General features: G+C 68.4%; 26 protein-coding genes and 1 pseudogene. 22 read left to right on the top strand and 5 right to left on the bottom strand.

Annotation, left to right across the window (positions count from 1 at the left end):
* Positions 1-74 precede the first annotated feature (74 nt).
* Together VQ03_RS04550 and VQ03_RS04545 are read left to right on the top strand one after the other, a co-directional pair.
* Complete coding sequence (locus tag VQ03_RS04550; RefSeq protein WP_048449667.1) at positions 75-950, top strand: LysR family transcriptional regulator; 876 nt, start codon at positions 75-77, stop codon at positions 948-950.
* Positions 951-1,130: 180 nt separating this feature from the next.
* On the top strand, positions 1,131-1,739 hold the full coding sequence (locus VQ03_RS04545; protein WP_245291964.1) for an isochorismatase family protein: 609 nt from the start codon (positions 1,131-1,133) through the stop codon (positions 1,737-1,739).
* Positions 1,740-1,796: 57 nt separating this feature from the next.
* On the opposite strand, the gene VQ03_RS04540 is transcribed toward VQ03_RS04545, so the two are convergent.
* The gene (locus VQ03_RS04540) at positions 1,797-2,432 is read right to left on the bottom strand and encodes a glutathione S-transferase family protein (RefSeq protein WP_048449665.1); all 636 of its coding nucleotides are present in this window, start codon (positions 2,430-2,432) and stop codon (positions 1,797-1,799) included.
* A 131-nt stretch (positions 2,433-2,563) separates the two neighbouring features.
* Between VQ03_RS04540 and VQ03_RS04535 the strand changes: the two genes are divergently transcribed.
* Both VQ03_RS04535 and VQ03_RS04530 read left to right on the top strand, forming a co-directional pair.
* Complete coding sequence (locus VQ03_RS04535) at positions 2,564-3,028, top strand: Rrf2 family transcriptional regulator (RefSeq protein WP_048449664.1); 465 nt, start codon at positions 2,564-2,566, stop codon at positions 3,026-3,028.
* On the top strand, positions 3,018-3,722 hold the full coding sequence (locus VQ03_RS04530; protein WP_048449663.1) for a class I SAM-dependent methyltransferase: 705 nt from the start codon (positions 3,018-3,020) through the stop codon (positions 3,720-3,722). Before VQ03_RS04535 ends, VQ03_RS04530 begins: the two co-directional genes overlap by 11 nt.
* A 36-nt stretch (positions 3,723-3,758) precedes the next feature.
* Here the strand turns inward: VQ03_RS04530 and VQ03_RS04525 are convergent, their stop codons facing one another.
* Complete coding sequence (locus VQ03_RS04525; RefSeq protein WP_048449662.1) at positions 3,759-4,664, bottom strand: SDR family oxidoreductase; 906 nt, start codon at positions 4,662-4,664, stop codon at positions 3,759-3,761.
* 155 nt (positions 4,665-4,819) lie between these two features.
* On the opposite strand from VQ03_RS04525, the gene VQ03_RS04520 reads away from it, so the two are divergent.
* From VQ03_RS04520 to VQ03_RS32710, 3 genes are all read left to right on the top strand, one after another.
* Positions 4,820-5,947, top strand: coding sequence for an AAA family ATPase (locus tag VQ03_RS04520; RefSeq protein WP_053078405.1), 1,128 nt, complete (start codon positions 4,820-4,822; stop codon positions 5,945-5,947).
* 242 nt (positions 5,948-6,189) lie between these two features.
* Complete coding sequence (locus VQ03_RS34465) at positions 6,190-6,366, top strand: hypothetical protein (RefSeq protein WP_245291963.1); 177 nt, start codon at positions 6,190-6,192, stop codon at positions 6,364-6,366.
* A 264-nt stretch (positions 6,367-6,630) separates the two neighbouring features.
* The gene (locus tag VQ03_RS32710) at positions 6,631-6,804 is read left to right on the top strand and encodes a hypothetical protein (protein ID WP_157063957.1); all 174 of its coding nucleotides are present in this window, start codon (positions 6,631-6,633) and stop codon (positions 6,802-6,804) included.
* Between the two features lie 254 nt (positions 6,805-7,058).
* On the opposite strand, the pseudogene VQ03_RS04515 reads toward VQ03_RS32710, so the two are convergent.
* Together VQ03_RS04515 and VQ03_RS04510 are read right to left on the bottom strand one after the other, a co-directional pair.
* A pseudogene (locus VQ03_RS04515) lies at positions 7,059-7,385 on the bottom strand (transposase); the annotation flags it as partial.
* Between the two features lie 114 nt (positions 7,386-7,499).
* A complete protein-coding gene (locus VQ03_RS04510) occupies positions 7,500-9,830 on the bottom strand; it encodes an FdhF/YdeP family oxidoreductase (protein WP_048449660.1) in 2,331 nt (776 codons plus the stop codon).
* A 95-nt stretch (positions 9,831-9,925) separates the two neighbouring features.
* Between VQ03_RS04510 and VQ03_RS04505 the strand changes: the two genes are divergently transcribed.
* The 14 genes from VQ03_RS04505 to VQ03_RS04440 all read left to right on the top strand — a co-directional run bounded on the left by VQ03_RS04505 (position 9,926) and on the right by VQ03_RS04440 (position 23,354).
* A complete protein-coding gene (locus tag VQ03_RS04505) occupies positions 9,926-10,159 on the top strand; it encodes a hypothetical protein (protein ID WP_157063956.1) in 234 nt (77 codons plus the stop codon).
* Between the two features lie 281 nt (positions 10,160-10,440).
* Positions 10,441-11,541, top strand: a complete 1,101-nt coding sequence (gene cyoA / locus VQ03_RS04500; RefSeq protein ID WP_083467776.1) for a ubiquinol oxidase subunit II — start codon at positions 10,441-10,443, stop codon at positions 11,539-11,541.
* Between the two features lie 2 nt (positions 11,542-11,543).
* Positions 11,544-13,553: a cbb3-type cytochrome c oxidase subunit I gene (locus tag VQ03_RS04495; RefSeq protein WP_048449657.1), complete on the top strand. Its 2,010-nt coding sequence runs from the start codon at positions 11,544-11,546 to the stop codon at positions 13,551-13,553.
* Positions 13,550-14,254: a cytochrome o ubiquinol oxidase subunit III gene (cyoC, locus tag VQ03_RS04490; RefSeq protein WP_083467771.1), complete on the top strand. Its 705-nt coding sequence runs from the start codon at positions 13,550-13,552 to the stop codon at positions 14,252-14,254. The genes VQ03_RS04495 and cyoC overlap by 4 nt, the downstream gene beginning before the upstream one ends.
* Positions 14,251-14,718, top strand: coding sequence for a cytochrome o ubiquinol oxidase subunit IV (cyoD, locus tag VQ03_RS04485; RefSeq protein ID WP_048449655.1), 468 nt, complete (start codon positions 14,251-14,253; stop codon positions 14,716-14,718). The genes cyoC and cyoD overlap by 4 nt, the downstream gene beginning before the upstream one ends.
* A gap of 242 nt (positions 14,719-14,960) precedes the next feature.
* Positions 14,961-16,721, top strand: coding sequence for a methanol/ethanol family PQQ-dependent dehydrogenase (locus VQ03_RS04480; protein WP_048449721.1), 1,761 nt, complete (start codon positions 14,961-14,963; stop codon positions 16,719-16,721).
* Positions 16,702-17,550, top strand: a complete 849-nt coding sequence (locus tag VQ03_RS04475; protein WP_048449654.1) for a quinoprotein dehydrogenase-associated putative ABC transporter substrate-binding protein — start codon at positions 16,702-16,704, stop codon at positions 17,548-17,550. The genes VQ03_RS04480 and VQ03_RS04475 overlap by 20 nt, the downstream gene beginning before the upstream one ends.
* Positions 17,547-18,107, top strand: coding sequence for a c-type cytochrome (locus tag VQ03_RS04470; protein WP_048449653.1), 561 nt, complete (start codon positions 17,547-17,549; stop codon positions 18,105-18,107). The genes VQ03_RS04475 and VQ03_RS04470 overlap by 4 nt, the downstream gene beginning before the upstream one ends.
* Positions 18,104-19,108, top strand: a complete 1,005-nt coding sequence (gene coxB / locus VQ03_RS04465) for a cytochrome c oxidase subunit II (protein WP_048449652.1) — start codon at positions 18,104-18,106, stop codon at positions 19,106-19,108. The genes VQ03_RS04470 and coxB overlap by 4 nt, the downstream gene beginning before the upstream one ends.
* Positions 19,105-21,033, top strand: coding sequence for a cytochrome c oxidase subunit I (gene ctaD, locus VQ03_RS04460; RefSeq protein ID WP_048449651.1), 1,929 nt, complete (start codon positions 19,105-19,107; stop codon positions 21,031-21,033). Before coxB ends, ctaD begins: the two co-directional genes overlap by 4 nt.
* On the top strand, positions 21,030-21,668 hold the full coding sequence (locus VQ03_RS04455; RefSeq protein WP_048449650.1) for a cytochrome c oxidase subunit 3: 639 nt from the start codon (positions 21,030-21,032) through the stop codon (positions 21,666-21,668). The genes ctaD and VQ03_RS04455 overlap by 4 nt, the downstream gene beginning before the upstream one ends.
* Before the next feature lie 9 nt (positions 21,669-21,677).
* A complete protein-coding gene (locus VQ03_RS04450; RefSeq protein ID WP_048449649.1) occupies positions 21,678-22,052 on the top strand; it encodes a hypothetical protein in 375 nt (124 codons plus the stop codon).
* Positions 22,049-22,963, top strand: coding sequence for a cytochrome c oxidase assembly protein (locus VQ03_RS04445; protein WP_048449648.1), 915 nt, complete (start codon positions 22,049-22,051; stop codon positions 22,961-22,963). Before VQ03_RS04450 ends, VQ03_RS04445 begins: the two co-directional genes overlap by 4 nt.
* Entirely contained in the window at positions 22,953-23,354 is a 402-nt protein-coding gene (locus tag VQ03_RS04440; protein WP_048449647.1) for a c-type cytochrome, read from the top strand. Before VQ03_RS04445 ends, VQ03_RS04440 begins: the two co-directional genes overlap by 11 nt.
* A gap of 41 nt (positions 23,355-23,395) precedes the next feature.
* Here the strand turns inward: VQ03_RS04440 and VQ03_RS04435 are convergent, their stop codons facing one another.
* Positions 23,396-23,626, bottom strand: coding sequence for a hypothetical protein (locus VQ03_RS04435; RefSeq protein ID WP_048449646.1), 231 nt, complete (start codon positions 23,624-23,626; stop codon positions 23,396-23,398).
* A gap of 284 nt (positions 23,627-23,910) precedes the next feature.
* On the opposite strand from VQ03_RS04435, the gene VQ03_RS04430 reads away from it, so the two are divergent.
* The gene (locus tag VQ03_RS04430; protein ID WP_048449645.1) at positions 23,911-26,874 is read left to right on the top strand and encodes a formate dehydrogenase subunit alpha; all 2,964 of its coding nucleotides are present in this window, start codon (positions 23,911-23,913) and stop codon (positions 26,872-26,874) included.
* Positions 26,875-26,976 lie beyond the last annotated feature (102 nt).

Raw genomic sequence — 26,976 nt, 5'->3', positions numbered from 1 at the left:
GGAACATAGCGTCGCCGTGGTGGGGACGGTATCGTCCGATCCGGGCAAGCTCCGTCCCGGGAAACGGAACGCGAATGGACATCGATGACCTGAGGACCTTCGTGGAGGTCGCCGACGCGGGCGGGGTCTCGGCCGCCTCCCGCCGCCTCAACATGGCGAAGTCGATTGTCAGCCGGCGGCTGCTGCGGCTGGAGGCCGAGCTCGGCACCCAACTCCTCGCCCGCACCACCCGCGGCGCGGCCCTGACCGAAATGGGCACGACGTTCCGGGAGCACGCCGCACGGATCTGCGCGGAGGTGGACGCGGCCTTGGAGGCGGTCTCGCCCGGCGGCGCGCTCCGCGGCCTCCTGCGGGTTGCCGTGCCCTCCACGTTCGGCCCGACGCACTTCGCGCCGGCCATCGCGGAGCTCACCCGCCGCCATCCTGAACTGCAGATCAACTGCCGCTACAGCGACCGCTACGTCGACCTCGTCACGGAGGGCTTCGACTGCGGCATCCGGGTCGGCTACCTGGCGGATTCGAACCTCATCGCACGCCGCATCGGGTCCTTCTCGGTTCGGCTGTTCGCGAGCCCCGACTACGTCGCCGCGCACGGCGCGCCCGAAACGCCGGAGGACGTGCCCGGACACCCGGCCGTGATGATCGGCACAGAGACGTGGACGTTCAGCGCCGGGGGTGAATCGTTCCCGGTACGCCCGACGGGCCGCTTCCGGGCCGACAGCGCGGTGGCCATCGCGGAGGCGACGGCCGCGGGCGCGGGCATCACCGCGCTGCCCGACGTCATCGCGGAGCCCTACGTGGCAGCCGGCTCCCTGGTGCCGGTCATGCCGGGATACGCCTTGCCCTCCATCGGCATGTTCGTCGTGCGCCCGCCCGGGCAGCACCCGTCTCGCAAGGTGCAGGCGCTGACGGACCTGCTGATCGAGCGCCTCAGCCGGCAAGCCACCTAACAGTTGACGTGCGAGCCCGCCCGAGGGCGCGGTCGCCTTCGCTGCGTCCCGCATTTAGGGACGCAGAGTGCCTGGAATGACGGCTAGTGGCGCCGGACGTGGGACGGCATCTTCGGGGTGTCAGGCGGTTCCGGAGTAGGGCCGCCCCACCCGAATGAGAACGTCATGTCCTACGAGAGATTGACCGCCGAGAACGCCGCCGTCCTCTTTGTCGACCACCAGACCGGGCTCGCCAACGGCGTGCAGACCCAGTCGCCCGCGGACTTCCTGAACAACGTGAAGGCGCTTGTGACCATCGCGCAGGTCTACGGCCTGCCGGCCGTGATCACGACCAGCGCCTCGGACGGCCCGAACGGCCCGGTCATGCCGGTGGTAGCGCAGGGCCTGCCGAACGCGGTCGTCGTGCATCGGCCTGGCGAGATCAACGCTTTCGACAACGCCGACTTAGCCGCAGCCGTGAAGGCGACCGGCCGAAAGAAGCTCCTGATCGCCGGCATCTCGACGGACGTGTGCGTCGCCTTCGCGGCCCTGTCGGCCAAGGACGCGGGCTACGACGTCTATGCGGTCGTCGACGCCTCCGGCACCTGGAGCAAGCTCGTCGAGGACGCGGCCATCACCCGGATGGTCCAGGCCGGCATCGTGCCAATCAACTGGGTCGCCGTCGGAGCCGAGCTCCTCGCCCACTGGCAGTCCACCACCGGCGAGGCGCACGCCAGGCTGATGGGCGACCACCTGCCCTTCGCCGGTAACAACTACGCCGGCTTCCTGGCCGCGAAGGGCCATGCGTGACGGTTCCGTACCGCCCCGCATCTCATCGATGGCCCCCGCCGCCCGCCGGTCCGGGGGTCAGGTCTTCGGCACCTCCATCCCGCGTTTGACCGCCGGACGCTTGCCGACCCGCTCCAACCAGCCATGGAGGTTCGGGACCGAGCCAAGCGTGCCGGCGAGCGGGTCCTTAAGGAACGACGTGGCCGCCAGCGTCCAGGCGTAGCAGGCCATGTCGGCGATGGAGTAGTCCTGGCCCGCCAGGTAGGGACCCTCGCCGAGGCGCTTGTCCATCACCCGTAGCAGCCGGTCCGCCTCTTCGGTGAACCGCTTGATGGCCAGCGGTGCCTTTTCGTCCGAACGCACCGCGAAGAAGCCGAGTTGGCCCAGCATCGGGCCCAAGCCGCCGACCTGCCAGTGAAGCCACTCCAGGGCCTTGTAACGGGCGGGACCCGACGGCGCGAGGAAGCGTCCGGTCTTCTCGGCGAGATAGGTGAGGATCGCGCCGCTCTCGAACACCGAGAGCGGACCGCCCTCCGCTTCGTCGTCGACGATGGCCGGGATCTTGTTGTTCGGCGAGACCCTCAGGAACTCGGGGGCGAACTGCTCGTCCTTGCCGATGTTCACCGGCACGACCGAGTACGGCAGATCGCACTCCTCCAGCATGATCGGGATCTTGCGACCGTTCGGGGTCGACCAGGTGTAGAGCGTGATCATGGCGGATGCCTCGTAGTCGGGGTGGTGCAGGTTGCTCCCTCAGGCCCGAACTAGGGCGGCTGGCGCCGGACCGAGCATCCCGGTTCGGCTCCGGTTGACAGAATCCCGTCTCATGCAACATCATAAGTTCCATGAGACGGGATGGCAGATTGTCGGGCGTGCTGCACGTCCTCCTCCACATGGCCGAGGCCGACGGCCCGGTGACGTCCGAGCGGTTGGCCATGATGATGGGGACCAACCCGGTCGTGGTGCGCCGAACGATGGCGGGCCTGCGCGACCTGGGGCTCGTGGCTTCCGGGAAGGGGCATGGCGGCGGCTGGACCATCGCCTGTGACCTCGACCGGTTGACCTTGCACGACGTCTACGTCGCGCTCGGCTCCCCGGAGGTGTTCGCGATGGGGCATAGGAGCGAAGAGCCGACCTGCCTCGTCGAGCAGGCAGTCAACGCTGCGCTCGCAGACGCCTTCCGGGAAGCCGAAGCCCTGCTGCTCTCGCGACTGGGCGACGTCACGCTGGCCCGTCTCAGCGCCGATTTCCACGCGCGCTTGGCCAAGCGCGGACCGTGCGGGCAGGAGGCCCCATCCGATGACGCATAGCGCGCACGCTGAACCGACCAACTTCGTGGCTGCCTTCTCGGACCCGGCGGCCGCCGCACGGTATGCCGACGGACCACCCCGTTTCGTACCGGGCTTCGAGGCCCTGCATAGGATGACCGGCATCCTGCTCGCTGAGCACGCGCCGGCCGATGCGCGCGTCCTGGTGCTCGGGGCCGGAGGCGGACTGGAACTCCGGGCATTGGCCGAGGCGCATCCCGGCTGGACGTTCGTCGGCGTCGATCCCGCCCGGGAGATGCTCCGCCAGGCAGAGCGCACACTCGGGTCGTTGATGGACCGGGTCACCCTCGTCGAGGGCTACATCGACGACGCGCCCGACGGACCCTTCGACGCGGCGACCTGCCTGCTCACGCTGCACTTCCTCGACCCGGCGGCGCGCGAGGACACGGTCCGAGCCATCCACCGGCGCCTGAAGCCGGGCGCCCCGTTCGTTGCGGCGCACGGAAGCTTCCCGCAGGACGACAGCCGCTCGCGATGGATCGCGCGGTACGAGGCCTATGCGGTCGCGTCCGGCGTCGACGGCGAGCAGGCGGCGAAAGCTCGGAGCGCCGTGCAGGCCCACCTGCACACCCTCGCGCCCGAAACGGATGCCGTCGTGCTCAGGGCGGGCGGCTTCCGGGATGTTGAACTCTTCTTCGCCGCCTTCACGTGGCGCGGATGGATCGGACGGGCGTAAGGGCGCGCCGGCGCCCTGCCACATCAGTGGGGCGCGCTACGCCGTTCCGTTGCCGCCGGTGGCGCCATAGACCTCGCCGGTGACGTAGCTCGCCTCCTGGCTTGCCAGGAACACGTACACCGGGGCGAGCTCCACCGGCTGCCCGGGCCGGCCCAGCGGCACCTCGGAGCCGAACTTCTCGACGTTCTCCTGCGGCTGGCCGCCGGAGGGTTGCAGCGCCGTCCAGAACGGGCCCGGTGCCACCGCGTTCACCCGGATGCCCCTCGCGACCTGCTGCTTGGCCAGCGCCTTCGAGAACGCCACGATGCCGGCCTTCGTGGTCGCGTAGTCGACCAGGATCTGGGGCGGGTTGTAGGCCACGACCGAGGCGGTGTTGATGACGGAAGCGCCGGCCGGCATGTGCGGGAGCGCCGCCTTGGTGATCCAGAACATGGCGTAGAGGTTGGTCTTCAGCGTCCGGTCGAACTGCTCGTCCGTGATGTCGCCGATGTCCTTCTGGTTGGTCTGCTTGCCGGCGTTGTTGACCAGGATGTCCAGGCCCCCGAGATCGGTTACGGCCTTCCGGACGAGCGTCTCGCAAAAGGCCTTGTCGGTGATGTCGCCGGGCAGGAGCACCGCCTTGCGGCCCTCGGCCTCGATCAGCTTGGCGACCTCTTGCGCATCCGGCATCTCCTCCTCGACGAAGCTGAGCGCCACGTCGGCGCCCTCGCGCGCGAAGGCGATGGCGGCGGCGCGCCCGATCCCGGAATCGGCGCCCGTCACGAGAGCCTTGCGGCCGGCGAGGCGCCCGTGGCCCCTGTAGCTGGCCTCGCCGTGGTCGGGCTTCGGGTCCATGGCCTTGGCGAGGCCCGGCGCTTCCTGCGGCTGTCGCTTGAACGGCGGCTGCGGGTACTGGGTGCGGGGGTCCTGCATCTTCAGGCGCCGGTCTGAGGCATCGGTCATGGGGCTGTCCTTTGGCGCCGGCGTGGACCGGGTTGGCTCGCGACGCGTCGAGAGGAGGGTGCCGTCCCGGGCCCTGGCAAATCCCCGGGGACATCGAGGGTTCCGGGTCAGTGCGGGCCGAGGTTGGCGCGGCTCCTCGCCCCAACTTCGATAGGTTGACCGCATTCGACTTGCATGCGCTTACCTTCGCAAGGTCATTCGCAGTCATCGCCAAGGCCGAGCGGATGATCAGCGACGAGGACGCCATCCTGCGCGGCGGCGCGGGGGCGGAGGGTGGAGCCGCGCCCGAGGTCGACGACCTGCCGGGGTTGGAGGAGCTGCCCTCGCTCGGGGAATACCTGGCCGCGGCGAGCGAGCCTGCGCCTCAGCCTCCTCCGCCCGCCCAGCCGGCCCTGGCTCGCGGCGTCATCCCGAAGCTAGACCACCTGCCCAAGCCGTCGAAGTACACGGTCGAGCGAGGGGATAGCCCTCGGGCCCTGGCCGAGCCATTCGCCGAGAAGGCACTGCCCCTCGCGCCGCCGCCCGATCCTGCCGCCTTTGCGGCAACGATGAATGCGGCGTTCCCATGGGCGCGGGAGGTCAACGAGGCATACGCGAACGCGCTCGTCGGATCGCCCTTCGCGGCGCTCCCGCCCCGCATCCTCGTCGGCGGCGCCGGTAGCGGCAAGACCAGCTGGGCGCGGGCCGCGTTCGAGGCGGCCGGGCTGCCCTCGACTCTGTACTCCGCCGCCGGCGTCGCCGATGGTGGAACGTTCTCGGGGACGTCTAGGCAGTGGAGCTCGTGGCGTCTGGGCGTGTCTCTCCAAGCTTTGCTCCGCGCGCAGGCCGCGAGTGCTGGCATCATCATCGACGAGATCGAGAAGGGGACCCACGATAGACGGCACGGAAGACTTGACGAAACTCTCCTCGCGTTCCTTGAGCGCGCCTCTACGGCCCGTCGCATCTTCGATCCCGCCCTCGAATGTGAGGTCGACCTCAGCGGGGTCTCCTACATCCTGACGGCGAACGATCTCGCGGGGCTGTCCCGGCCGCTCCTCGACCGCGCGCCCCCGATCGCCTGGCCGATGCCGCGCCGCGAGGATCTCCCCCTCGTCGCCGGCAGGATCCTGGCGGATCTCCGCCGGGAGCGGGGGCTCGCTGAGGCCTGGTTGCCCGACCTCGACGGCCAGGAACTCGACCTCCTCTCCGACCGGTGGCGCGGTGGCAGCCTGAGGCCCCTGCGCCGGCTCGTGGAGGCGGTGGTCGCCGGCCGCGAGGCCTTCGCCCGCTCGCTGCCGAACTGACGGAGGCCCACGTGAACGCCGACCTGCTCATCATCGCCTCGCGGATCCAAGCCGCGTGGGAAGCCGGGAAGATCTGCTCGCTCGTGGGCAGGGGCTCAGGCGCAGCCCCGCGCTCGCCATCCTCACCCTCGTCTCGCAGGGCATCGATGCCCTATCGGCCTGCGCCCTGGTGTGGGAGGCCGTGCCCCATGCGTCGCTTAATCGTATGCGGATGACGCAGGCGGCGCCGACGGAGGTCCGGCATGAAGTTGGAAATTGGGCTGTCCCGCCGCGCCTACGCACGCCACTGCAGCGTCGACGACAAGGCGGTCCCCAAGGCAATCTCCACCGGCCGCATCGCGGCCGCGGTCCGGCTCGACGGGACCATCGATGCCACCTGGATCGATACCCTGTGGGAGACCAACACCGACCCGTCGTAGCGCCGCGAGAAAGAGGCTGCCGCCGAGGCCTTGATGCGGGCTAACGAGGAGACCGCGACCCCCGACCTCCCTCCGGCCCCAGACCCCGACGAGAATGGGCCGCGATCGCGGCCCCTCGGCCCGGCGGACTTGACGGAGGATCCGCCGCGGCTCCGCCCATCCCTGAGCGATGCCGAGATGGAGGGCGCCGAGGCGCTGGCGTTGTAAGTCGCCTCGAACCGGGCGCGGGCCTGGGCGGGTGCGCGCTCTGGCGACTTGGCACCGGTGGGCAAGGATGCCGAGGCCCTGCTGTCGCTCGCGGTCGAGGAGAAGCGCGAAAAGGTGTGCAAGCTCTGGATCGCCAACGACCGCGAAGAGAAGCTCCTAAACCCCAGGGACCCGATGCGCACGCAGGTGTTCGCGGTGTTCCGGTCCCTGACCGAGAGCTGGCAGAACTGATACGACGCCTTCGCACCCGGCCTTACGACGCTCTTAGGGCTAAAACCAATCAGGTTGCCCGTGTAAATGGCTGTATAGATACAGCATCTCGCATACCCCTTGGTCGGCTACGCGCCAGTTGCGGACCTTCGTGCTCGAAAATCGAGATGGCAGCTCAAACCTTGATAGCGGACCTTTAGATATCGCTGCCTCGCTTCGATCCCGATTGGCTCGCATAAACCCGATTACATTCGAGGGCCTGTTGGACCATACGCGGTGGAACCCTGCACCTCCACACTATGCTGGACGGCCGCCCCGTCCATACGCACGCCTGCTTAGATTCCGTCCGCCTTCACCAGCACCGGCATCCTGCCCGCCTCGACTGCACCATCAAGGAGCCAGCCAGCCGCTTGCGTGTCGTGAACGTTGGCCGCTGTCACCGCCGCGGCCAGGACAAGGCCGCGCGAGCACGTCGGCACGTGGCGCTTGATGCAGCGTACCTTCTTGCCGTCCGTGCCACGGATACCCGCCTGCGAGCCGAACACGATGCTGTGCGAGTCCAGGATCACCTCAGAGGGCTCGGCAGGCTGGCATCCCCGACGATCTCAGCGACACCGCCGTGGAGGCGTCCGACGGAGTGGGCGGGAAGAAGCGAGTGGTGTCGTGAGGGCCTGATCGATGCCGTTTGGGGCAGGGGATCGGATTGTCTATGCCCTTTACGGATGCAATGACATCTGCGGTCGTCCGTGTCGGGTACGAGCGGTGTCGCCATCCATCCGATGCACCCGCACCGGGATCGACTTAGCGGCCGGAGTCATGCTGCCGACGGCGTAGTGCCAGAGCGGCAGCAGCACGTTCGCCTCCGGGTAGTAGGCGCCGACGCAGCCGACTGGGAGGTCGTAATCCACGACCCTGAGCCCCGGAAGCTCGCGCCGGACGCCGTCGTCGGCCACCGTCTCGATCCGCACCATCGCGCCGTCGGCGAGGCCGAGCCGATCGATGTCGAGGCGGTTCATCAGCAGCACGTCGCGGGTGCCTTTGATGCCGCGGAAGCGGTCGTCGTAGCCGAACACCGTGGTATTGAACTGGTCGTTGCTGCGCAGCGTCATCATTCGTAGCACGTCGGGGCCGTCCTCCGGCATGTCGCGGTCCTCGTCGAGCCCGTTCGGGGTGATGAAGTTGGCCTTGCCGGTCTTGGTGTGCCACTCGCGCTTGCAGGCCGGCAGCGGGCGCTGGAAGCCGCCGGGCTCCCACATCCGCCTATCGTAATCGAAGAAGGTCTCCGGGTAGGTCTTGCTAATCGCCTCGCGGATCAGCCGGTAATCGTCGCACCACGCATCCCACGGCACCCGCGGGTTCGGCTCCAGCACGCGCTTGCCCAGTTCCGCCACGAGCCGGATCTCGCTGATGAGATGGGCCGAGGCAGGGCGGCGCATCCCGCGCGAGCCGTGGGCGCAGCCGGTCGTGTCCTCCATCGACAGGGACTGAATGCCAGTCGCCTGGCGGTCGGTCTCGATCCGACCGAGGACCGGCAGGATGTAACTGATCTCCCCCGGGACAAGCGCCGTGCGGTTGAGCTTGGTGATGGCGTTGACGGTGAGACGCAGCCGCCGCCAGGCCGGCTCGACCCGGCCGCGGTCGGGAACCGCGCGCACGAAGTTGCCGCCGAGCTCGATGAAGCAATCGACGGTGCCGGCCAGGATCGCCTCGCAGGCTTCCACGCTGGTGAAGCCCGCCTCCCGCGGCGGTTCGAAGCCGTATTGCCGCTTCAGCCGGTCAAGGGGGACGAGGTCCGGCTTCTCGGTGACGCCCATGGTGCGCTGGCCCTGGACGTTGGAATGCCCGCGCACCGGGCAGATGCCGGCACCGCTGCGGCCCATATTGCCCCGCAATAGGAGGAGGTTGGCGAGCATCTGCACCGTGTCGACGCCGGCGCGGTGCTGCGTCAGTCCCATCCCGTAGACGGCGATCGTAGCCTGCGACCGGGCATAGACCGCGGCCGTCGCCTCCAGGGCGATCCGCGGCAGGCCGGCGCGTCGCTCCAACTCGGCCCAATCCTGCCCCCGCAGCCACTCGGCGAAAGCGGTAAAGCCGTGCGTGTGCTCCGCAATGAAGCCGTGATCGAGGGCGCCCAGCTCCAGCACTGCCTTGCAGATGCCGGTGAGCGCCGCGAGGTCGCCGCCGGTCTTCACCTGATGGTACTGCGAGCTGATCCGCGTCTCGTGCCCGGTCAGGATCTCGGTCGGCGACTGGGGATTGGTGAAGCGCTCGAGGCCCCGCTCGCGCAGGGGGTTGTAAGTGATGATCGGCACGCCCCGCTCGCTCGCCTCCTGCAGGGGGTGGAGCATGCGCGGGCTGTTGCTGCCAGGGTTCTGGCCGAAGAACAGGATGCAGTCGGTGTGTCCCCAATCGGCCAACGAGACGCTACCGACCGGCTGGCCGATGCTCTCAGGGAGCGCCACCGAGGTCGTCTCGTGGCAGAGGTTGGAGGAATCCGGCAGGTTGTTGTTGCCGTAGAGCCGGGCGAACAACGCGTAGAGGTAGCTCGCCTCGTTCGAGCAGCGGCCCGACGAGTAGAACACTGCCCGCTTCGGGTCGCGCGCGCGGCTTGCCCGCAATTCCCGGGCAATCTCGTCGAGGGCCGCGCCCCACGAGACCGGGCGGTACCGGTCGCTCTCAAGGTCGTAGCGCAGAGGGTGGGTGAGCCGGCCGGGCTGTTCCAGGTGATAATCGTCCCAGTCGAGAAGGTCGGTCACGGTGTGCTCAGCGAAGAAGTCGGGCCCGCAGCGATGGTTGGTGATCTCCCAGGCCACCGTCTTGGCGCCGTTCTCGCAGAACTCGAACGGCAGCGGCTGGGCCGGCTTCACCCAGGCGCAGCCGACGCACTGGAAGCCGTCGACCTTGTTGTGCCGGGTAAGCAGCAGGGACCCGCTGGCCAGCACATTCTCCCGGGCCAGGATGTTGCCGACCGACCGGGCCGAGCCCCAGCCTCCCGCAGGGCCCACATACGGCTTGAGCGAGATGCGCTTCGCCCGTGATTTCATCATGCACCGGCTCCGTTGAGGCAAGTTGATGGATGATGGAGGAGGGCCGGGCCCATCGTGTTACAGGATGGGACACACAACATCCCGGAGCGATGCCGATGCTCGTCGAGCGCGACTACATGCTGAAGAAGCCCCCGGGCCCGTCGAGGCCGAAGCTGGTCCTGGACCAGGTGGTGGTGCCGTGGCTCGCCAACGCGGCGGGTACGGTCGAGGCGGGGATCGAGCAGGTGGTCATCGCGTCGCGCCGCAATCCTCTCTTGGCTATCGGACTCGCTGCCGCCGGCATTGGCCTTGCCCTGACGATGGCGCGGTCGCCACGCCGGACGCCCTGACAGGACGGCGCTTGCACGGGTCGCACAACCACATAGGTCAAAACCAAGGGTGGCGAGGTCTCAGATCTTCATCGGCGAATGGTCCAATTGCTCGAGCGGATATCCGTTCACTTTTAACATGAGTCAGTGCGGAACAGGGTCTTTCAACGGCACAACGCTGCCGGATGGTTCGATCGACAGACGATTGATCGGCCGAACGTGCTGGAGAGCCGTATGCGACGCAGCCAGCCGCGAGACGATCTCATAAAATCTTGGCCCATGCGCGTCGCTGCGTCGCCGCGATGACGGGCGAGGCTGCTCCACCGCGCCGAAGGGTCCCGCGCTGTCCGGATACTAAACACGGTGCAGGTTTCTCCTCCCCATACGGGCGAGAAGTCTGGCTTGCCCGACTTCGCCCATCGCTTGCAGATCCCGAGCAATCCCAGACACTGTCGGGGAGAGGAGATTTCCGGTGCCTCTTCTTTTCCCGAACTGTGTTGCAAACAGCAAGAAGGCTGGCACGCCTGGGCGCGGTGATCGCCGCTGGCCTCGCCCTGTCCAGCTGTCAGATGAGCCTGCTCAACGCCAAGGGCCCAGTCGGTGCCGACGAGGCCAACATCCTGGTCGTCGCCACGCTCATCATGCTGGCGATCATCCTGCCGACGATGGTCGTCACTCTGTTCTTCGCCTGGTGGTTCCGGGCCTCGAACACGAAGGCGCATTACCGGCCGGACTGGGCGTTCTCCGGCAAGATCGAACTCGTCGTCTGGTCGGTGCCCTTCCTCACCATTGTATTCCTCGGCGGCATCGCGTGGATTGGTGCGCACCGGCTCGATCCGGCGGTGCCGCTCGATTCCGACAAGAAGACCTTGCGGGTGCAGGTCGTCTCACTCGACTGGAAGTGGCTGTTTCTCTACCCCGAGCAGCAGGTCGCCTCCGTGAATGAAGTCGTCGTGCCCGCCGGCACGCCGGTGCAGTTCATCCTGACGTCCAGCAGCGTCTGGAACTCGTTCTTCGTGCCGCGGCTCGGCAGCATGATCTACACGATGCGAGGCATGACCTCGCAGCTCAACCTGATGGCGGATCAGGAAGGCACGTTGCACGGCCTCTCGACGCATTTCAGCGGCGACGGATTCTCCGATATGCACTTCCCGGTCCGGGCCGTGTCGGACGGCGCCTTCATCGACTGGGTGCAGGGCGCCAAGGTGAGCCCGGTCCTCGACACCGCCTCCTACACCGAACTCGCGAAGCAGAGCATCGCCGACGCACCCCGCACCTTCGGCAGCGTCGAGCCCGATCTCTTCCGCCGCATCGTCGACCAGACCATCCCCAAGGGCCCCGGCCCCACGCAGGGCGCCGAGAACGGCGCACCTCCGAACGTGAAACCCAAAGGGGGCTCGTGAGCATGCTCGGCAAGCTGACCTGGTCGGCGATACCCTTCGACCAGCCGATCCCCCTCGTCGCCGCCGCCCTGGTGGGTCTGGTCCTCCTCGGAATCATCGCCTGGGTCGCAGTCGCCGGCTGGCTGCCGTATCTCTGGCGCGAGTGGATCACGAGCGTCGATCACAAGCGCATCGGCGTGATGTACGTGCTGCTCGGGCTCGTCATGCTGATCCGCGGCTTCTCCGACGCGATCCTGATGCGTTCGCACCAGGCGCTCGCCTACAACGCGCCGGGCTACCTGCCGCCGGAACACTACGATCAGATCTTTTCCGCCCACGGCACGATCATGATCTTCTTCGGCGCGATGCCGTTCATGATCGGGCTGATGAACTTCGTCGTGCCTCTGCAGCTCGGCGTGCGCGACGTCGCCTTCCCGACCCTTAACTCGGTCAGCTTCTGGCTCACCGCGACCGGCGCGCTCCTCGTCAACGTCTCACTGGTGGTGGGCGAGTTCGCCCGCACCGGCTGGTGGCCGGCCCCGCCGCTCTCGGAAGCCACCTACTCGCCGGGCGTCGGTGTCGATTACTATCTCTGGGCGATCCAGATTTCCGGTGTCGGCACGCTGATGTCGGGGGTCAATCTCGTCACCACCATCCTCAAGATGCGGGCACCGGGCATGAGTTACCTGCGCATGCCGATGTTCTGCTGGACCGCGCTCGCCTCGAATCTTCTCATCATCGCGGCCTTCCCGATCCTGACCGCGACCCTCGCGATGCTGACCCTCGACCGCTACCTCGGCTTCCATTTCTTCACCGACGAGGCCGGCGGCAACTCGATGCTGTTCATGACCCTGTTCTGGGCCTGGGGGCATCCGGAGGTCTACATCCTGGCGCTCCCGGCCTACGGCATCTTCTCGGAGGTGATCTCGACCTTCTCGGGAAAACCGCTCTTCGCCTACCGCTCGATGGTCTGGGCGACGCTCGCCATCTGCCTGCTCTCCTTCACCGTCTGGCTGCACCACTTCTTCACCATGGGGCCGGGCGGCGACGTCAACGGCGTGTTCGGCATCACCTCGATGATCATCGCCGTGCCGACGGGGGTGAAGATCTTCGACTGGATGTTCACGATGTACGGGGGGCGCGTGCGGTTCACCACGCCGATGCTGTGGTCGGTGGCCTTCCTCGTCACCTTCGTGGTCGGCGGCGCCACGGGCGTGCTGCTGGCGATCCCGCCGGCCGATTTCGTGCTGCACAACTCGCTATTCCTCGTCGCCCACTTCCACAACGTCATCGTCAGCGCGGTCGTGTTCGCGGCCTTTGCTGGCTACACCTACTGGTTCCCGAAGGCCTTCGGCTTCACCCTCGACGAGGGGTGGGGCAAGGCGGCGTTCTGGTTCTCGCTGGTCGGCTACATCTGGGTGTTCACGCCGCTCTACGTCGTCGGCTTGATGGGCATGACCCGGCGCATGCAGCATTTCTCCATCGCCGAATGGTATCCGTGGATCGTGGCGGCGAGCCTCGGCGTGATCGTGATGATGGCCGGCGTGGTCTGCCAGGTGGTGCAGCTCGTCGTCAGCATCCGCCGCCGTGAGGAGCTTCGCGACCTCACCGGCGATCCGTGGGACGGCCGCTCGCTCGAATGGGCGACCGCCTCGCCGCCGCCCTCGTTCAACTTCGCGGTCATGCCCCACGTCGAGGGCGAGGAGGCGTACTGGGCGATCAAGCAGCGCGCCCGCGAGCAGGCGCGCCTGCGCGAGGAGCCGGATTACGAGCCGGTCGAGATGCCGTTGAACAGCCCGACCGGATTTGTCTGCGCCTTCTTCGCCACCCTCGTGGGCTTCGCGATGATCTGGCACATCTGGTGGCTCGCCGCGCTCGGGTTCGCGGGCGCCTTCGCCACCTTCGTGGTCTTCGCCTGGCGCGACCGGATCGAGTACGAGATCCCGGCCGAGGCGGTCGCGCGCATCAACCGCCAGAACCGAGCGAGCCGCCTCGAGGCGCTGCAGCAGGCCCGCCGCAAGGAGGCCGCATGAGCGATTCCGCGGCCATCTCAGGGGGCCTCCCGGGGGGAGCGGGGGTGGTGCCGATCCGGCGCGACCCTCACCATGTCGGCCACCACGCCGCCGGCGAGGGCGAGACCCGCGCTCCTGGGCGGGGCATCGGCGGGCCGGCGCCGAAGCGCATCGTCGTCGCCTACGGCTTCTGGATCTTCCTCCTCAGCGACATCGTGATGTTTTCCGCGTTCTTCGCGGCCTTCGCGGTGCTGCGGGGCGGCACCGCCGGGGGGCCGACCGGCGCGGAACTGTTCGACATTACCAACGTGGCGATCGAGACGGTCCTGCTGCTCGTCTCCAGCTTCGCCTGCGGAGTCGCGACGCTGGCGCTGAACGCCCGCCGGCCCCTGGTCTTCCAGGCCGCCATGGCGGTGACCTTCCTGTTCGGCGCCGGCTTCCTGGCGCTGGAACTGCGCGAGTTCGCGGACCTCATTGCCCGCGATGCCGGCCCGAGCCGCAGCGCCTTCCTGTCGGCCTTCTTCACCGTCGTCGGCTGCCACGGCCTGCACGTCACCGCCGGGCTGCTCTGGCTGCTCACGATGATGGCGCAGGTCTTCGCCAAGGGGTTCCGGCCCGACATCCTGCGCCGCGTGATGTGCTTCTCGCTGTTCTGGCACGCCCTCGACATCGTCTGGGTCGCCGTCTTCACGGTCGTCTACCTGATGGGGTCCGCCGCATGAGCCACACCCAAGGAAGCGCCCCCGACGACCGCGCGCATGCCGACATCGCCCCCGGCGACGAATACGCCCACGAGGAATTCGGGACGGGCTTGCGCAGCTACGTGATCGGGCTCGCGCTGGCGCTGCTGCTCACCGCCGCCTCGTTCTGGGTGGCGCAGACCAGGATCATGTGGGCCCCGGCGATCCCCGTCGCGCTCCTCACCTTCGCCATCGCGCAGATGGGGGTGCATCTCGTCTTCTTCCTCCATCTCACCAGCGGACCGGACAACACCAACAACATCATGGCGCTGGCCTTCGGCGTGCTGATCGTCTTCCTGCTGTTCGGCGGGTCGGTGTGGATCATGCACCACATGAACACCAACATGATGGCGCCGATCGAGGGCGGGGTGCAGATGCCGTTGCAGAAGGGCGTGCCGTTGCAGCCGCAGCCGGCGATGCCGCATGGGGGTGGCGGGCATCATTGAGCGGGTGACCGGACGGGGCCGGTCGTCGTGCGGCCATCGATCCGGACTTCCGAGCTGGTCGTCGCAGAGGTGGACCGCTGTGCCAATTCGCAAATTTTAATCCAGGGCAATGCGCGCTCGCCTGCAGCGTCGCATCGTCACGGTCTACTCGCCCGAACAAGACGAAGCGAGACGTTTTCGTGGCAGGACACGTCGTGGGAAGAATCGCCGCCTCGGCCGTCTGTCTCCTCGGCCTCGCATGCCTGAGTTCCGCGTGCGCGCAGGAGTTGAGCCCGCCGGCGCATCCCGTTCCCCCTGCCGCAGCCTCCCCCATCGAAGACGGCCAGTGGACGATGCCGGCCAAGAACTTCGCCAGCACGCGCTACAGCGAACTCTCCGAGATCACCCCGGAGACGGCCAAGGACCTCCGGGTGTCGTTCACCTTCTCGGTCGGCGTGAACCGTGGCCAGGAATCCTCGCCGCTGGTCGTCGACGGCACGATGTACGTGCTCTCGCCCTATCCCAACATCCTCTACGCCCTCGACCTGACGAAGCCGGGCGCAGCCCTGAAGTGGCAGTACAACCCCAAGCCCGAGGCGGCCGCGCAGGGCGTGGCCTGCTGCGACGTGGTCAACCGCGGCCCGGCCTATGCCGACGGGCACCTATTCTTCAACACGCTCGACGGCAACGTCGTCTCGGTCGAGGCCGCGACCGGGCGCGAGGCCTGGAAGACCAAGATCGGCAACATCAACATCGGCGAGACCATGACGATGGCGCCGCTCGTCGCCCGCGGCAAGGTCTTCGTCGGCAATGCCGGCGGTGAGTTCGGGGTGCGCGGCTGGATCCAGGCCCTCGACCAGCAGACCGGCAAGGTCGCCTGGAAGGCCTTCAACACCGGACCCGATGCCGACGTGCTGATCGGGCCCGGTTTCCGACCGTTCTACGACTCGGACAAGGGGCCGGATCTCGGGACGAAGACCTGGCCGCCGGGCGCCTGGGAGCAGGGCGGGGGCACCGTCTGGGGGTGGCTGTCCTTCGACCCCGAGCTCAACCTGCTCTATCACGGCACCGGCAATCCAGGCCCGTGGAACGCCGACCAGCGGCCGGGCGACAACAAGTGGACCTCCGGCCTCTTCGCCCGTGATCCCGACACCGGCGCGGCGCGGTGGTTCTACCAGTGGAGCCCGCACGACCTCTACGACTGGGACGGGATCAACGAGCAGATCCTGCTCGACATGACCTGGAACGGTGCCCCCCGGAAGGTGCTCGTGCGGCCGGAGCGCAACGGCCACGTCTACATCCTCGACCGCACCACCGGCGAGGTGCTTGCGGCAAAGCCTTTCCACCCGATCACCACCACGACCGGCGTCGACCTGAAGACCGGCCGGCTGCAATATATCCCCGAGAAGAAGCCCGAAATGGGCAAGGTGATGCGCGACATCTGCCCGAACGCCTCGGGCGCCAAGGACTGGAGCCCCTCGGCCTACTCGCCGCGCACCGGCCTTCTCTACCTGCCGCACGCCAATCTCTGCATGGACGAGGAGCACCTCCAGGCGAACTACATCGCCGGCACGCCCTATCTCGGCTCGGAGACGCGAATGAAGGCGGGCCCGGGCGGGCATCGCGGCGTCTACACCGCCTGGGACGTGGCGGGCGAGCGCGCCGCCTGGTCGATCAAGGAAGAGTTTCCGGTCTGGAGCGGCACCCTGGTGACCGCCGGCGATGTCGCCTTCTACGGCACCATGGACGGCTGGTTCAAAGCCGTGAACGCCCGCACCGGCGCGGTGGTGTGGCAATTCAAGACCGGGTCGGGAATCATCGGCCAGCCCACCACCTACCGGGCGCCCGACGGGCGCCAGCACGTCGCGATCCTGTCGGGGGTCGGCGGCTGGCCCGGTGTCATCGTCTCGGCCGATCTCGACCCGCGCGACGGCACCGGGGCGCTCGGTTTCCTCAACGCGATGCGCGACCTGAAGGAGGTCACCACCAAGGGGGGCATGCTCTATGATTTTGCTCTTCCCTAGGAATCCTTGGCCCTTCCATAGAGCCACGTTGGCGTTGGCGTTGGCGCTGGCCTGCGCGACGGCGCTTCCGGCGTCCGCCCGCGAGCTGCGCGTCTGCGCCGATCCCAACAACCTGCCGTTTTCCAACAGCGCCGGAGAGGGCTTCGAGAACCGCATCGTCGCGATCGTCGCCCGCGACCTCGGCGCCACCGTGAGCTACACTTGGTGGGCGCAGAGGCGCGGCTTCCTGCGCCACACGATCCTGGCTGGGCGCTGCGATCTCGTCGCGGGCCTGCCCGTCGGGATCGAGCTCTTGCGCCCGACGCGGCCCTATTACCGCTCGACCTACGTCGTCGTCTCGCGCCCCAACGGCCCGACCATCGCCTCCCTCGACGATCCGAGCCTCGCCCGCCTGACCGTCGGCGTGCAGCTCGCTGGGCTCGACGCGGCGAGCACGCCGCCCGCCCAGGCGCTGGCCCGGCGCGGGCTGACCGATACCGTGCGCGGCTACCTGCTCACCGGCGACTACGCACAAGCCAACCCGCCCGCCCGGATCGTCGAGGCGGTGGCCCGCGGCGAAGTCGACCTCGCGCTGGCCTGGGGGCCGATGGCCGGCTACTTCGCAGCCCGCGCGACGCCGCGCTTGCGGGTCGATCCGGTCCGTCCCGCCCTCGACGGGCCCAAGGGGCCGATGGTGTTCGACATCGCCATGGCCGTGCGGCGCGAGGACGAGCCCTTGCGCCGGGAGGTCGGCGCTGCGCTGGAGCGGCACCGGACCGAGATCAATGCGATCCTCGCTGACTATTCCGTGCCGCGCCTCGACCGCCCGGCGGAGGCCGCCGCGCCATGATCCGGACCGCTCTCGCCCTGGTCCTCGCCGTGCTGCCGGCGGCCTGCCAGCGCGAGGAGCGACAGGCCCGCCCGAGCCCGGTCGGCGGGGAGTCGCGCGAGGAGGTCGCCCTCGTCAGCCTGTCGCCCGGCAGCGCGGGGCCGGTCGTCGCGACCAGCGGCAAGGCCGCGCAGTTCGAGGGCAACGCCTACCATCTGAGCCAGGGCAAGAAATTGTTCGTCTGGTTCAACTGCAACGGCTGCCACGGCCAGGGCGGCGGCGGCATGGGGCCGGCCCTGATCGACGATCGCTGGATCTACGGGGCCGCGATCGAGAACATCGTCCAGACCATCCGCGAGGGGCGCCCGAACGGGATGCCCTCGTTCCGTGGCCGCATTCCCGACGACCAGATCTGGGAACTCGCCGCCTATGTGCGCGCGATGAGCGGCAACGTCCCGTCGAGCGCAGCACCCGCCCGCAGCGATACCCTGCATCCGCGCCCCGCCGAGAACCGGACCGACCCGAGCCCGCCCGTCGCCGGCGGCCTCGTCCCACCCGGTGGAGAGAGGGCACAATGAGCGCACGGCGCGGCCTCGTCGTCATCCTGGTGGTGCCGCTCGCCAGCTGCAACCTCGTGCAGTCGCCCCTGAACCCGGTCAGCCCGCAGGCACGCGAGCTTCTGTGGCTGTTCGTAGTCTTCGTTGCCGTGCTGGGAGCGATCTGGCTCGCGGTCATGGCGACGCTGGCCCTCAGCCTGCGGCCGCGCCGGCCGGCGGGGGCCGACCCGCTCGCCGTCGATCCGGCCTACGAGCGGCGGGCTGTGGCCCTGGTGACCGGGCTCGCCATCGTTACCGGGCTCGTCGTCCTGGTCCTGACGGGCCTCAGCTATGCCGGCCAGCGGCGGCTGTTCGGCGAGGAGCAAGCCGGGATCACGATCCGCGTCCTCGGGCACCAATGGTGGTGGGAGGTGCGCTACGAGGATGCCGCGCCCGACCGCGTCTTCACCACCGCCAACGAGATCCACGTGCCGGTCGGCGTACCGGTCGCGATCAGCCTCGACTCGACCGACGTGATCCACTCGTTCTGGGTCCCGAGCCTGATGGGCAAGCAGGACCTGATCCCGGGGCGCAGCAATGCGATCCGCTTCACCGCCGAGCGGCCGGGCGTCTATCGCGGCCAGTGCGCCGAGTTCTGCGGGATGCAGCACGCCCGGATGAGCCTCCTGGTGATCGCCGACGAGCCGGCGGCCTTCGCCCGCTGGCGGGACGGACAGGTGGCGCCCCGGCGCGAGCCGGCGAGCGAGGAGGCGCGGGCGGGCGAGGCGGCCTTCGTCGCCGCCCCTTGCGCGCTCTGCCACCAGGTCCGCGGTACCGCGGCAGCCGGCCGCAACGGCCCGGAACTGACCCACCTCGCCTCGCGCCGCACGCTCGCCGCCGGCAGCCTGCCGCTCACCCGCGGCAGCCTCGCCGCCTGGATCGTCGATCCGCACGGGATCAAGCCGGGGGTGAACATGCCGCTGATCCCGCTCGAACCCGACCGGCTCAACACCATCTCGGCCTATCTCGCGGGGCTCGAATGAGCGACGCGGCTCCCCTCCCCCGCGACTTGCCCCGCGATTTGCGTGACACGGATCTCGACGGGCCCGCGCTGAGCGAACGGCTCGCCCGGATCTGGGGCACCGGGCGGGGCGTGATCGCCCGGCTGTCGAGCGTCGACCACAAGGTGATCGGCCGGCGCTACATCGCAACGGCGTTCCTGTTCCTGTTCCTCGGCGGGCTCACCGCGATCGTGATGCGCCTGCAGCTGGCGCGGCCGGAGAACGGCCTCGTCGGGCCCGACACCTACAACCAGCTCTTCACGATGCACGGCTCGACCATGATGTTCCTGTTCGGTGTGCCGATCGGAGAGGCCATGGCCGTCTACCTCGTGCCGCTGATGGTCGGCACCCGCAACATCGCCTTCCCGCGCCTCAACGCCTTCTCGTACTGGGTCTACCTCTCGGGTGGGCTGTTTCTCTGGATCTCGTTCCTGCTCAATATCGGGCCGGATGTCGGCTGGTTCGCCTACGTGCCGCTCTCCGGCCCGGAGTATTCGCCCGGCAAGCGCGCCGACGTCTGGGCTCAGATGATCACCTTCACGGAGCTTTCCGGCCTCGCCGTCGCCGTCGAGATCATCGTGACGGTGCTCAAGCAGCGCGCCCCGGGCATGACCCTCGACCGCATCCCGCTCTTCGTCTGGGCTTTGTTCGTCAATTCCTTCATCATCGTGTTCGCCCTGCCGGCGGTGATGCTCGCCTCGACCTTCCTGATCCTCGATCGACTCATCGGCACCCAGCTGTTCAACCCGGCCGAGGGCGGCGACGCGCTGCTGTTCCAGCACCTGTTCTGGTTCTTCGGCCACCCGGAGGTCTACATCATCTTCCTGCCCGGCACGGCCTTCGTGTCGGCGATCATTCCGACCTTCGCCCGGCGCGAGATCTTCGGCTACCTCGCCCTCGTCCTGTCGCTGATCGCCACCGGGTTCCTGTCCTTCGGCCTGTGGGTCCACCACATGTTCACGACCGGGCTGCCGCAGCTCGGCGCCGCCTTCTTCACCGCCTCCAGCATGCTGATCGCAATCCCGAACGGCTTGCAGATCTTCTGCTGGATCGCGACCCTGTGGGACGGCCGGCCGGTCTGGCGCACGCCTCTGCTGTTCGTCTGCGGCTTCTTCTTCGTCTTCGTGGCCGGCGGCCTGTCCGGCATCATGCTCGCCTCGGTGCCGATCGACACGCAAGTTCACGACACCTACTTCGTAGTGGCCCATTTCCACTATGTCCTGATCGGTGGCAACGTCTTCCCGTTGCTCGGGGCGATCTACTATTGGTTCCCGAAATTCACCGGGCGGCTCATGAGTGAGCGGCTCGGCCGATGGAACTTCTGGCTCGTCTTCGTCGGCTTCAACGTCGCGTTCTTCCCCATGCATATCAGCGGGCTGATGGGGATGCCGCGGCGGGTCTACACCTACGGGCCCGAAATGGGCTGGGGCGACCTGCAGATGCTGTCGACCGCGGGCGCCCTGGTGCTGTTCTCCGGTTTCCTCGTCTTCTTCTGGAACGTCGCGGCGAGCCTGCGCCGGGGCGACATCGCCGGCCCGAACCCCTGGGGTGCCGGCACCCTCGAATGGGCGGCCGCCTCGCCGCCGGCTCCGCAGAACTTCGACCGCATTCCCCTCGTTACCCATCGCGAACCGCTCTGGGCCGAACGGGCCGGCCTGCCGGTCGCGACGGGTCTCAGCGCCGCCTACCGGGAACTGGTGGTCACCAGCGTGGCGGAGGCCGAGCCGCAATTGCGCGAGGCCTCGCCGGAACCCTCGATCTGGCCCCTCGTCGCGGCTTTGGCGGTCGGGGCGACCTTCATCGGCTCGATCTTCACGCCCCACGCGGTGCTCTGGGGCTTACCCCCGATCGCGGCGGCGCTCACCGGCTGGTTCTGGCCGAAAGGGACCCCGGAGGACGAGGCATGAACGCGCCCGTCACCGAAACGCGACCGAGCGGGGCCGACGAGCAGCGCAACGCCTACGACCTGTCCAGGCTGCCGACCTACGGCTTCGGGGCGAAAAGCCCGATGTGGTGGGGCACGCTCGGGTTCTTCGCCATTGAGGGCATGGGCTTCGCGCTGGCGCTCGGCACCTACCTGTACCTCCTCCAGCTCAACCCGTCCTGGCCCCTCGCACCGGCACCGCCCGACCACTGGGCGGGGACCCTCAACACCGTGCTGCTCCTCGCCAGCCTGTGGCCGAACCGAGTCGCCGACCGGAACGCCCGTCGGCAGGATCTCGGCCGCGTGCGGCGCGACCTGATCGTCATGTCCCTCGTCGGCCTCGCGAGCGTGACCTTGCGCCTCTATGAGTTCACCGGCCTCGGGGTAAGCTGGGACCAGAACGCCTACGGCTCGATCACCTGGGTGCTGCTCGCCCTGCACCTCACCCACCTCGTCACGGATGTCGGCGACACGCTGGTGCTCGCCGCCCTGATGTTCACTCGCCACGCGACCGGCAAACGCTTCAGCGATGTCGGCGACAACGCCTTCTACTGGTACTTCGTCGTGCTGTCCTGGCTGCCGATCTACCTGGCGGTCTACTGGCTCCCGCGCTGGTGAGGGCCGACGATGCGCCGCCTGCTCGTCCGAGGATGGCCCTCCGCCGGACTCTATGCCGGCCCAGTCGCGTGGCTGGCGAGCACGCAAGGCAACTACGCCCTGGTCTCGTGGGACTGCGCTCACCGGCTGCCCGCCGTCACGGCTCTGGCAGCTCTGCTCATCCTGGTCAGCCTGTTCGGCGGCCTGCTGTCGTGGCGCTCCTATCGCCGGCCGCCCGAAGCGGCGACTGTCCCGGGCCAGCGGGCCGGCTCCCTAGACGCGCCGGACGGCGGGCGTCCCCACCGCCTCGTCGCCGCGATGGGCGTGCTGCTGGCGCTGCTCTTCGCCCTCGCCATAATGGTCCACGGAGCGGCGGGACTCGTCTTCAGCGGGTGCGAGCGATGAGCAGACGGCGCCTGACCCCTGCTCTCCCCCTCCTGCTGTGGCCGGCCGCGGCCCACGCGCACGGGGGTGACATCGGCGAGTTGCTGCTCGCCGGGCCGGCCTGGACCGCCGACCTGCGGGTGATCGTCCCGCTCTACGCCACGGCCATCCTGTTCCTCACCGGCACGCATCGGCTGTGGCGGCGGGCAGGGCATGGGCGCGGGGTGCGGCGCTGGCAGGTTGCCTGCTTCTGGGGCGGCTGGACGGTGCTTGCCCTGGCGCTGCTCTCGCCCCTGCACTGGCTCGGCGAGCGTTTATTCACCGCCCACATGATCGAGCACGAACTCATCATGGCGGTCGCCGCCCCACTCCTCGTCCTCGCTCGCCCGGGCAGCACGATGCTCTGGGCACTGCCGGCCGCCTGGCGCGGATTCGTCGGGGGCATCGGCCACCTGCCCCTCCTCAGCCCGGCCTGGCGGACGCTCAGCACGCCGTTTGCCGCGACGCTGCTGCACGGCGCGGCGTTGTGGGCCTGGCACATGCCGGGCCTCTACGACCGGGTGCTGGTGAGCGCCCTCGCCCACTGGCTCCAGCACCTGAGCTTCCTCGTCTCGGCACTGTTATTCTGGTGGGCGCTGCTCGGCCCTGCTCGCTGGCGCGGCTACGGCGTCGCCTTCCTCGCCCTATTCGTGACGAGCCTCCACACCGGCCTGCTCGGCGTGCTGCTGACGATCTCACCGCGGCTCTGGTACCCGCGCCAAGCGCTTGCCGCGGCCGAGTGGGGCCTCACGCCTGTGGAGGACCAGCAGCTCGCCGGGCTCATGATGTGGGTGCCGGCGGGGCTCATCTACGCCGCGGCGGCCCTGGCGCTGGCCGGCCTGTGGATCCGGCGCTCAGGCTCCCGGACGGTGGGGCGAGCCCATGCGGCGTAAAGCCATCCTGCTCCTCGCTGCGGTTGCCGCCCTCACGGCCGCGGGCGGCGGGGTCCTCCATCGCGGGGCACAGGCGCGGCAGCGCACCGATCTGGCGCGGCGCCTCACCGGGGGCGAGCCCGACCGCGCCGCCGGCCCGATGATCGCCTATGGCTGCGCCGGCTGCCACGAGATCCCGGACCTCGCCGGTCCCCGTGGGCGGATCGGCCCGCCGCTGCGCGGGCTCGCCGAGCGCGTCTATCTCGGCGGCGTCCTTCCCAACACGCCCGACAACCTGGTGCGCTGGATCGTCGACCCGAAAGCCGCCTCGCCGCGCACCGCGATGCCGGTCACCGGAATCTCGGAAGCCCAGGCCCGCGACGTGGCGGCCTATCTCTACGCCCGCCGGTAGCGGCGAGGGGCGAGAGAAGGCCGTGCGTGGTCGCCTCGGCCTCACGCCGCATCCACCACCGCGTCGGCCGACAGCCCCTCCGCCTGGAGCTGCCACATCCGGGAAAACAGCCTGTCCGCCGCGCGAAGATCGGCTACGGTGCCGTCTTCGACGACCCGTCCCTCGCTGACGACGAGGATGCGGTCGAAGGTGGTGAGAGTCGAGAGGCGGTGCGCCACCGCGATCACCGTATGGTCGCGCATCAGCCGCACGATCGCGGCTTGGATCGCCATCTCGGTCTCGGTGTCGAGCGCCGAGGTCGCCTCGTCGAGGATGAGGATCGGCGCGGCCTTGAGAAGCGCGCGGGCGATGCCGACGCGCTGGCTGCCGTGACGGCGGATCCCTCGCCCAATCCACCGCGGGAAATCCAGTTCGATTTAACGCGCGTGAACGCGCTGCCTCCGCGATCTGAGAAGCTGGTGCGGCCATGCCCGTCCGGTTCGAACGCTGCGCGCCGCCGATGGAGCGGTCGCGACCCGCCTCGCATGTGCGTCAACGATACGTCGGGAGCAGGCTCATGCTGGTACGACGCCGAACAAGCCCCCAAGGGGACCGCCGGACCGGAGGATCGGGGCCGGAGCGTTCGAGTGCCGTAGTGCAGGACGGCACGCCTGCCCTCGACCGCCGCAGCTTTCTGCGCCGTTCCGGCCTGACCGTTGGCGGCCTTGCGGGCCTCGGCGCTTTAAGGTTCGGCGCGGTGCGCCGGGCCGAGGCCGCTGGCTCCTCGGCGAACCCTGCCGAGACGGTGATCCGAAAGAACATCTGCACCCACTGCTCGGTCGGCTGCACTGTTACAGCGGAGGTGGTCCACGGCGTCTGGGTCGGCCAGGAGCCGTCCTGGGAAAGCCCGATCAATCGCGGCGCCCATTGCGCCAAGGGCGCGGCGATCCGTGAGCTCGTCACCAGCGAGCGGCGGCTGAAATACCCGATGAAGCTCGCGAACGGCGAGTGGCAGCGCATCTCCTGGGATCAGGTGATCGAGGAGGTCGGAACCAAGCTCCTCGCCATCCGGGCCAAATCGGGCGCGGATTCGGTCTACTGGCTCGGCTCGGCCAAATACACCAACGAGGCGGCTTACCTCCTACGCAAGTTCGCGGCGTTCTGGGGTACCAACAACGTCGACCATCAGGCGCGCATCTGCCACTCGACCACAGTAGCGGGCGTCGCCAACACCTGGGGCTACGGCGCCCAGACCAATTCCTACAACGACATCCGCAACGCCAAGACGATGATCGTCATGGGAGGCAACCCCGCCGAGGCGCACCCGATCTCAATGCAGCACATCCTCTCGGGCAAGGAGATCAACCGCGCGAACCTGATTGTCATCGACCCACGCTTCACCCGCACGGCGGCGCATGCGACCGAGTACGTCCGGATCCGTTCAGGCACCGACATTCCGGTGATCTGGGGCATGCTGTGGCACATCTTCCAGAACGGCTGGGAGGACCGCGACTTCATCGCCCAACGTGTCTACGGCATGGAGGATGTGCGCAAGGAGGTCGCGAAGTGGACGCCCGACGAGGTCGAGCGGGTCTCCGGCGTGCCGGGAGCACAGCTGCGCCACGTCGCCGAGCTCTTCGCCAAGGAGAAGCCCGCCACGCTGATCTGGTGCATGGGCGCGACCCAGCACACGGTGGGGACCGCCAACGTGCGGGCCTTCTGCATCCTGTGCCTGGCCACCGGCAATGTCGGCAAGCCGGGGACGGGCGCGAACATCTTCCGCGGCCACACCAACGTCCAGGGCGCCACCGATATGGGGCTCGATGTGACGAGCCTGCCGCTCTATTACGGCCTCGTCGAGGGCGGCTGGAAGCACTGGGCCCGGGTCTGGGAGGTCGAGTACGACTGGCTGCAGTCGCACTTCGACGAGGTGCCCGCCACGGGGTCCCGCAAGGCGCGCTCGCGCAAGGAGAACATGGAGACCCCGGGGCTCACCTCGACCCGGTGGTTCGACGCCGTGAACCTGCCGGCAACCCAAGTCGACCAGCGCAGCCGGTTGCGCGCGATGATGATCTCAGGCCACGGCGGCAACACCGTCACGCGCCTGCCCGAGGCCCTCGACGGGCTCAACAAGCTGGATCTCCTGGTGGTGGCCGATCCCCACCCCACCACCTTCGCGGCCCTGAATGCCCGGCGCGACAACACCTACCTGATGCCGATATGCACCTCGCTCGAGATGGACGGCTGCCGCACCGCCTCGAACCGATCGCTGCAATGGGGTGAGCAGATCGTGAAGCCGGCCTTCGAGTCGAAGAACGACTACGAGTTCTTCTACCTTCTGGCGAAGAAGCTCGGCTTCGCGGAATCTCTGTTCAAGAACATCAAGGTCGAGAACAACGTTCCCCTGGCGGAGGACATCCTGCGGGAGATCAACCGCGGCGGCTGGTCGACCGGTTATTGCGGCCAGAGCCCGGAACGGCTGAAGGCCCATATCCGCAACCAGCACGTCTTCGACATCGTCACCCTGCGCGCGCCGAAGGACGTGCCCGAGGTCGGCGGCGACTATTACGGCCTGCCCTGGCCGTGCTGGGGCAAGCCCGAGATCCGGCACCCCGGCAGCGCCATCCTGTACAACACGGCGCTCCACGTGAAGGACGGCGGCGGCACCTTCCGGGCCCGGTTCGGCACCGAGCGCAACGGCCAGACGCTGCTCGCCGAGGACTCGTTCTCGCTCGGCTCCGACCTCACCGACGGGTATCCCGAGTTCAGCATGGCGGTGATGCGCAAGCTCGGCTGGGACAAAGACCTGACGGCGGAGGAGCTCGCCACGATCCAACGGATCGGCGGCAGCAACCCGGACGCGGTGAACTGGTCGACCGACCTGTCGGGCGGCATCCAGCGCGTCTGCCTCGACCACGGGGTCATGCATTACGGCAACGGCAAGGCGCGGGCGAATGCCTGGAACCTGCCCGACCCGGTGCCGGTCCACCGCGAGCCGATCTATACGCCCCGGCCCGACCTCGTCGCGAAGTACCCGACCCGGCCGGACGAGCGGCAGTTCCGCATGCCCAATGTCGGCTTCTCGGTGCAGCAGGCGGCGGTCGAGCGCGGCATCGCTCAGGCGTTTCCGATCATTCTGACCTCGGGCCGGATCGTCGAGTACGAGGGCGGCGGCGAGGAGACCCGCTCGAACCCGTGGCTCGCCGAACTACAGCAGGACATGTTCGTCGAGGTCAACACCCAGGACGCCGTGGAGCGCGGCATCAAGGACGGCCAGTTCGTCTGGGTCTACGGCCCGGAGAACGCCGCCAAAACCAAGGTGAAGGCGCTGGTCACCGACCGGGTCGCCAAGGGCGTCGCCTTCATGCCCTTCCACTATTCGGGCTGGTACCAGGGACGGGACATGCGGGGATACTACCCGCGCGACACCGACCCGGTCGTCCTCGGCGAGAGCGTCAACACCGTCACCACCTACGGCTTCGATCCCGTCACGGGGATGCAGGAGACAAAAGCGACTTTGTGCCAGATCTGGGCGGCATGAGACAGGTGGCCGAGCGCTCCTCCGTAGAGCCGTGGACCTTCCGCAAACCAGCAGCGGCCCTGAACCATTTTTCAGCGTAGCAGACGCCACTTCGTCAGGAAG

Origin of the sequence: Methylobacterium tarhaniae (assembly GCF_001043955.1) — a bacterium.
GTDB classification, from domain to species: Bacteria; Pseudomonadota; Alphaproteobacteria; order Rhizobiales; family Beijerinckiaceae; genus Methylobacterium; species Methylobacterium tarhaniae.
The sequence above is the reverse complement of the archived record's forward strand: the minus strand, read 5'-3'. Positions and strand labels throughout refer to the sequence as shown.

What these genes read in the sequence shown, in the direction of transcription:
- VQ03_RS04550 (WP_048449667.1), top strand. Translation starts at nt 75, where the DNA reads ATGGACATCGATGACCTGAGGACCTTCGTGGAGGTCGCCGACGCGGGC.
- ctaD (WP_048449651.1), top strand. Translation starts at nt 19,105, where the DNA reads ATGAGCGACGCGGCTCCCCTCCCCCGCGACTTGCCCCGCGATTTGCGT.
- VQ03_RS04435 (WP_048449646.1), bottom strand. Translation starts at nt 23,626, where the DNA reads ATGGCGATCCAAGCCGCGATCGTGCGGCTGATGCGCGACCATACGGTG.
- VQ03_RS04440 (WP_048449647.1), top strand. Translation starts at nt 22,953, where the DNA reads ATGCGGCGTAAAGCCATCCTGCTCCTCGCTGCGGTTGCCGCCCTCACG.
- VQ03_RS04470 (WP_048449653.1), top strand. Translation starts at nt 17,547, where the DNA reads ATGATCCGGACCGCTCTCGCCCTGGTCCTCGCCGTGCTGCCGGCGGCC.
- cyoC (WP_083467771.1), top strand. Translation starts at nt 13,550, where the DNA reads ATGAGCGATTCCGCGGCCATCTCAGGGGGCCTCCCGGGGGGAGCGGGG.
- VQ03_RS04530 (WP_048449663.1), top strand. Translation starts at nt 3,018, where the DNA reads ATGACGCATAGCGCGCACGCTGAACCGACCAACTTCGTGGCTGCCTTC.
- VQ03_RS04540 (WP_048449665.1), bottom strand. Translation starts at nt 2,432, where the DNA reads ATGATCACGCTCTACACCTGGTCGACCCCGAACGGTCGCAAGATCCCG.
- VQ03_RS04525 (WP_048449662.1), bottom strand. Translation starts at nt 4,664, where the DNA reads ATGACCGATGCCTCAGACCGGCGCCTGAAGATGCAGGACCCCCGCACC.
- VQ03_RS04505 (WP_157063956.1), top strand. Translation starts at nt 9,926, where the DNA reads ATGCTCGTCGAGCGCGACTACATGCTGAAGAAGCCCCCGGGCCCGTCG.
- coxB (WP_048449652.1), top strand. Translation starts at nt 18,104, where the DNA reads ATGAGCGCACGGCGCGGCCTCGTCGTCATCCTGGTGGTGCCGCTCGCC.
- VQ03_RS04445 (WP_048449648.1), top strand. Translation starts at nt 22,049, where the DNA reads ATGAGCAGACGGCGCCTGACCCCTGCTCTCCCCCTCCTGCTGTGGCCG.
- VQ03_RS04475 (WP_048449654.1), top strand. Translation starts at nt 16,702, where the DNA reads ATGATTTTGCTCTTCCCTAGGAATCCTTGGCCCTTCCATAGAGCCACG.
- cyoD (WP_048449655.1), top strand. Translation starts at nt 14,251, where the DNA reads ATGAGCCACACCCAAGGAAGCGCCCCCGACGACCGCGCGCATGCCGAC.
- VQ03_RS04450 (WP_048449649.1), top strand. Translation starts at nt 21,678, where the DNA reads ATGCGCCGCCTGCTCGTCCGAGGATGGCCCTCCGCCGGACTCTATGCC.
- cyoA (WP_083467776.1), top strand. Translation starts at nt 10,441, where the DNA reads ATGACGGGCGAGGCTGCTCCACCGCGCCGAAGGGTCCCGCGCTGTCCG.
- VQ03_RS04510 (WP_048449660.1), bottom strand. Translation starts at nt 9,830, where the DNA reads ATGATGAAATCACGGGCGAAGCGCATCTCGCTCAAGCCGTATGTGGGC.
- VQ03_RS04535 (WP_048449664.1), top strand. Translation starts at nt 2,564, where the DNA reads ATGAGACGGGATGGCAGATTGTCGGGCGTGCTGCACGTCCTCCTCCAC.
- VQ03_RS04495 (WP_048449657.1), top strand. Translation starts at nt 11,544, where the DNA reads ATGCTCGGCAAGCTGACCTGGTCGGCGATACCCTTCGACCAGCCGATC.
- VQ03_RS04430 (WP_048449645.1), top strand. Translation starts at nt 23,911, where the DNA reads ATGCTGGTACGACGCCGAACAAGCCCCCAAGGGGACCGCCGGACCGGA.
- VQ03_RS34465 (WP_245291963.1), top strand. Translation starts at nt 6,190, where the DNA reads ATGAAGTTGGAAATTGGGCTGTCCCGCCGCGCCTACGCACGCCACTGC.
- VQ03_RS04455 (WP_048449650.1), top strand. Translation starts at nt 21,030, where the DNA reads ATGAACGCGCCCGTCACCGAAACGCGACCGAGCGGGGCCGACGAGCAG.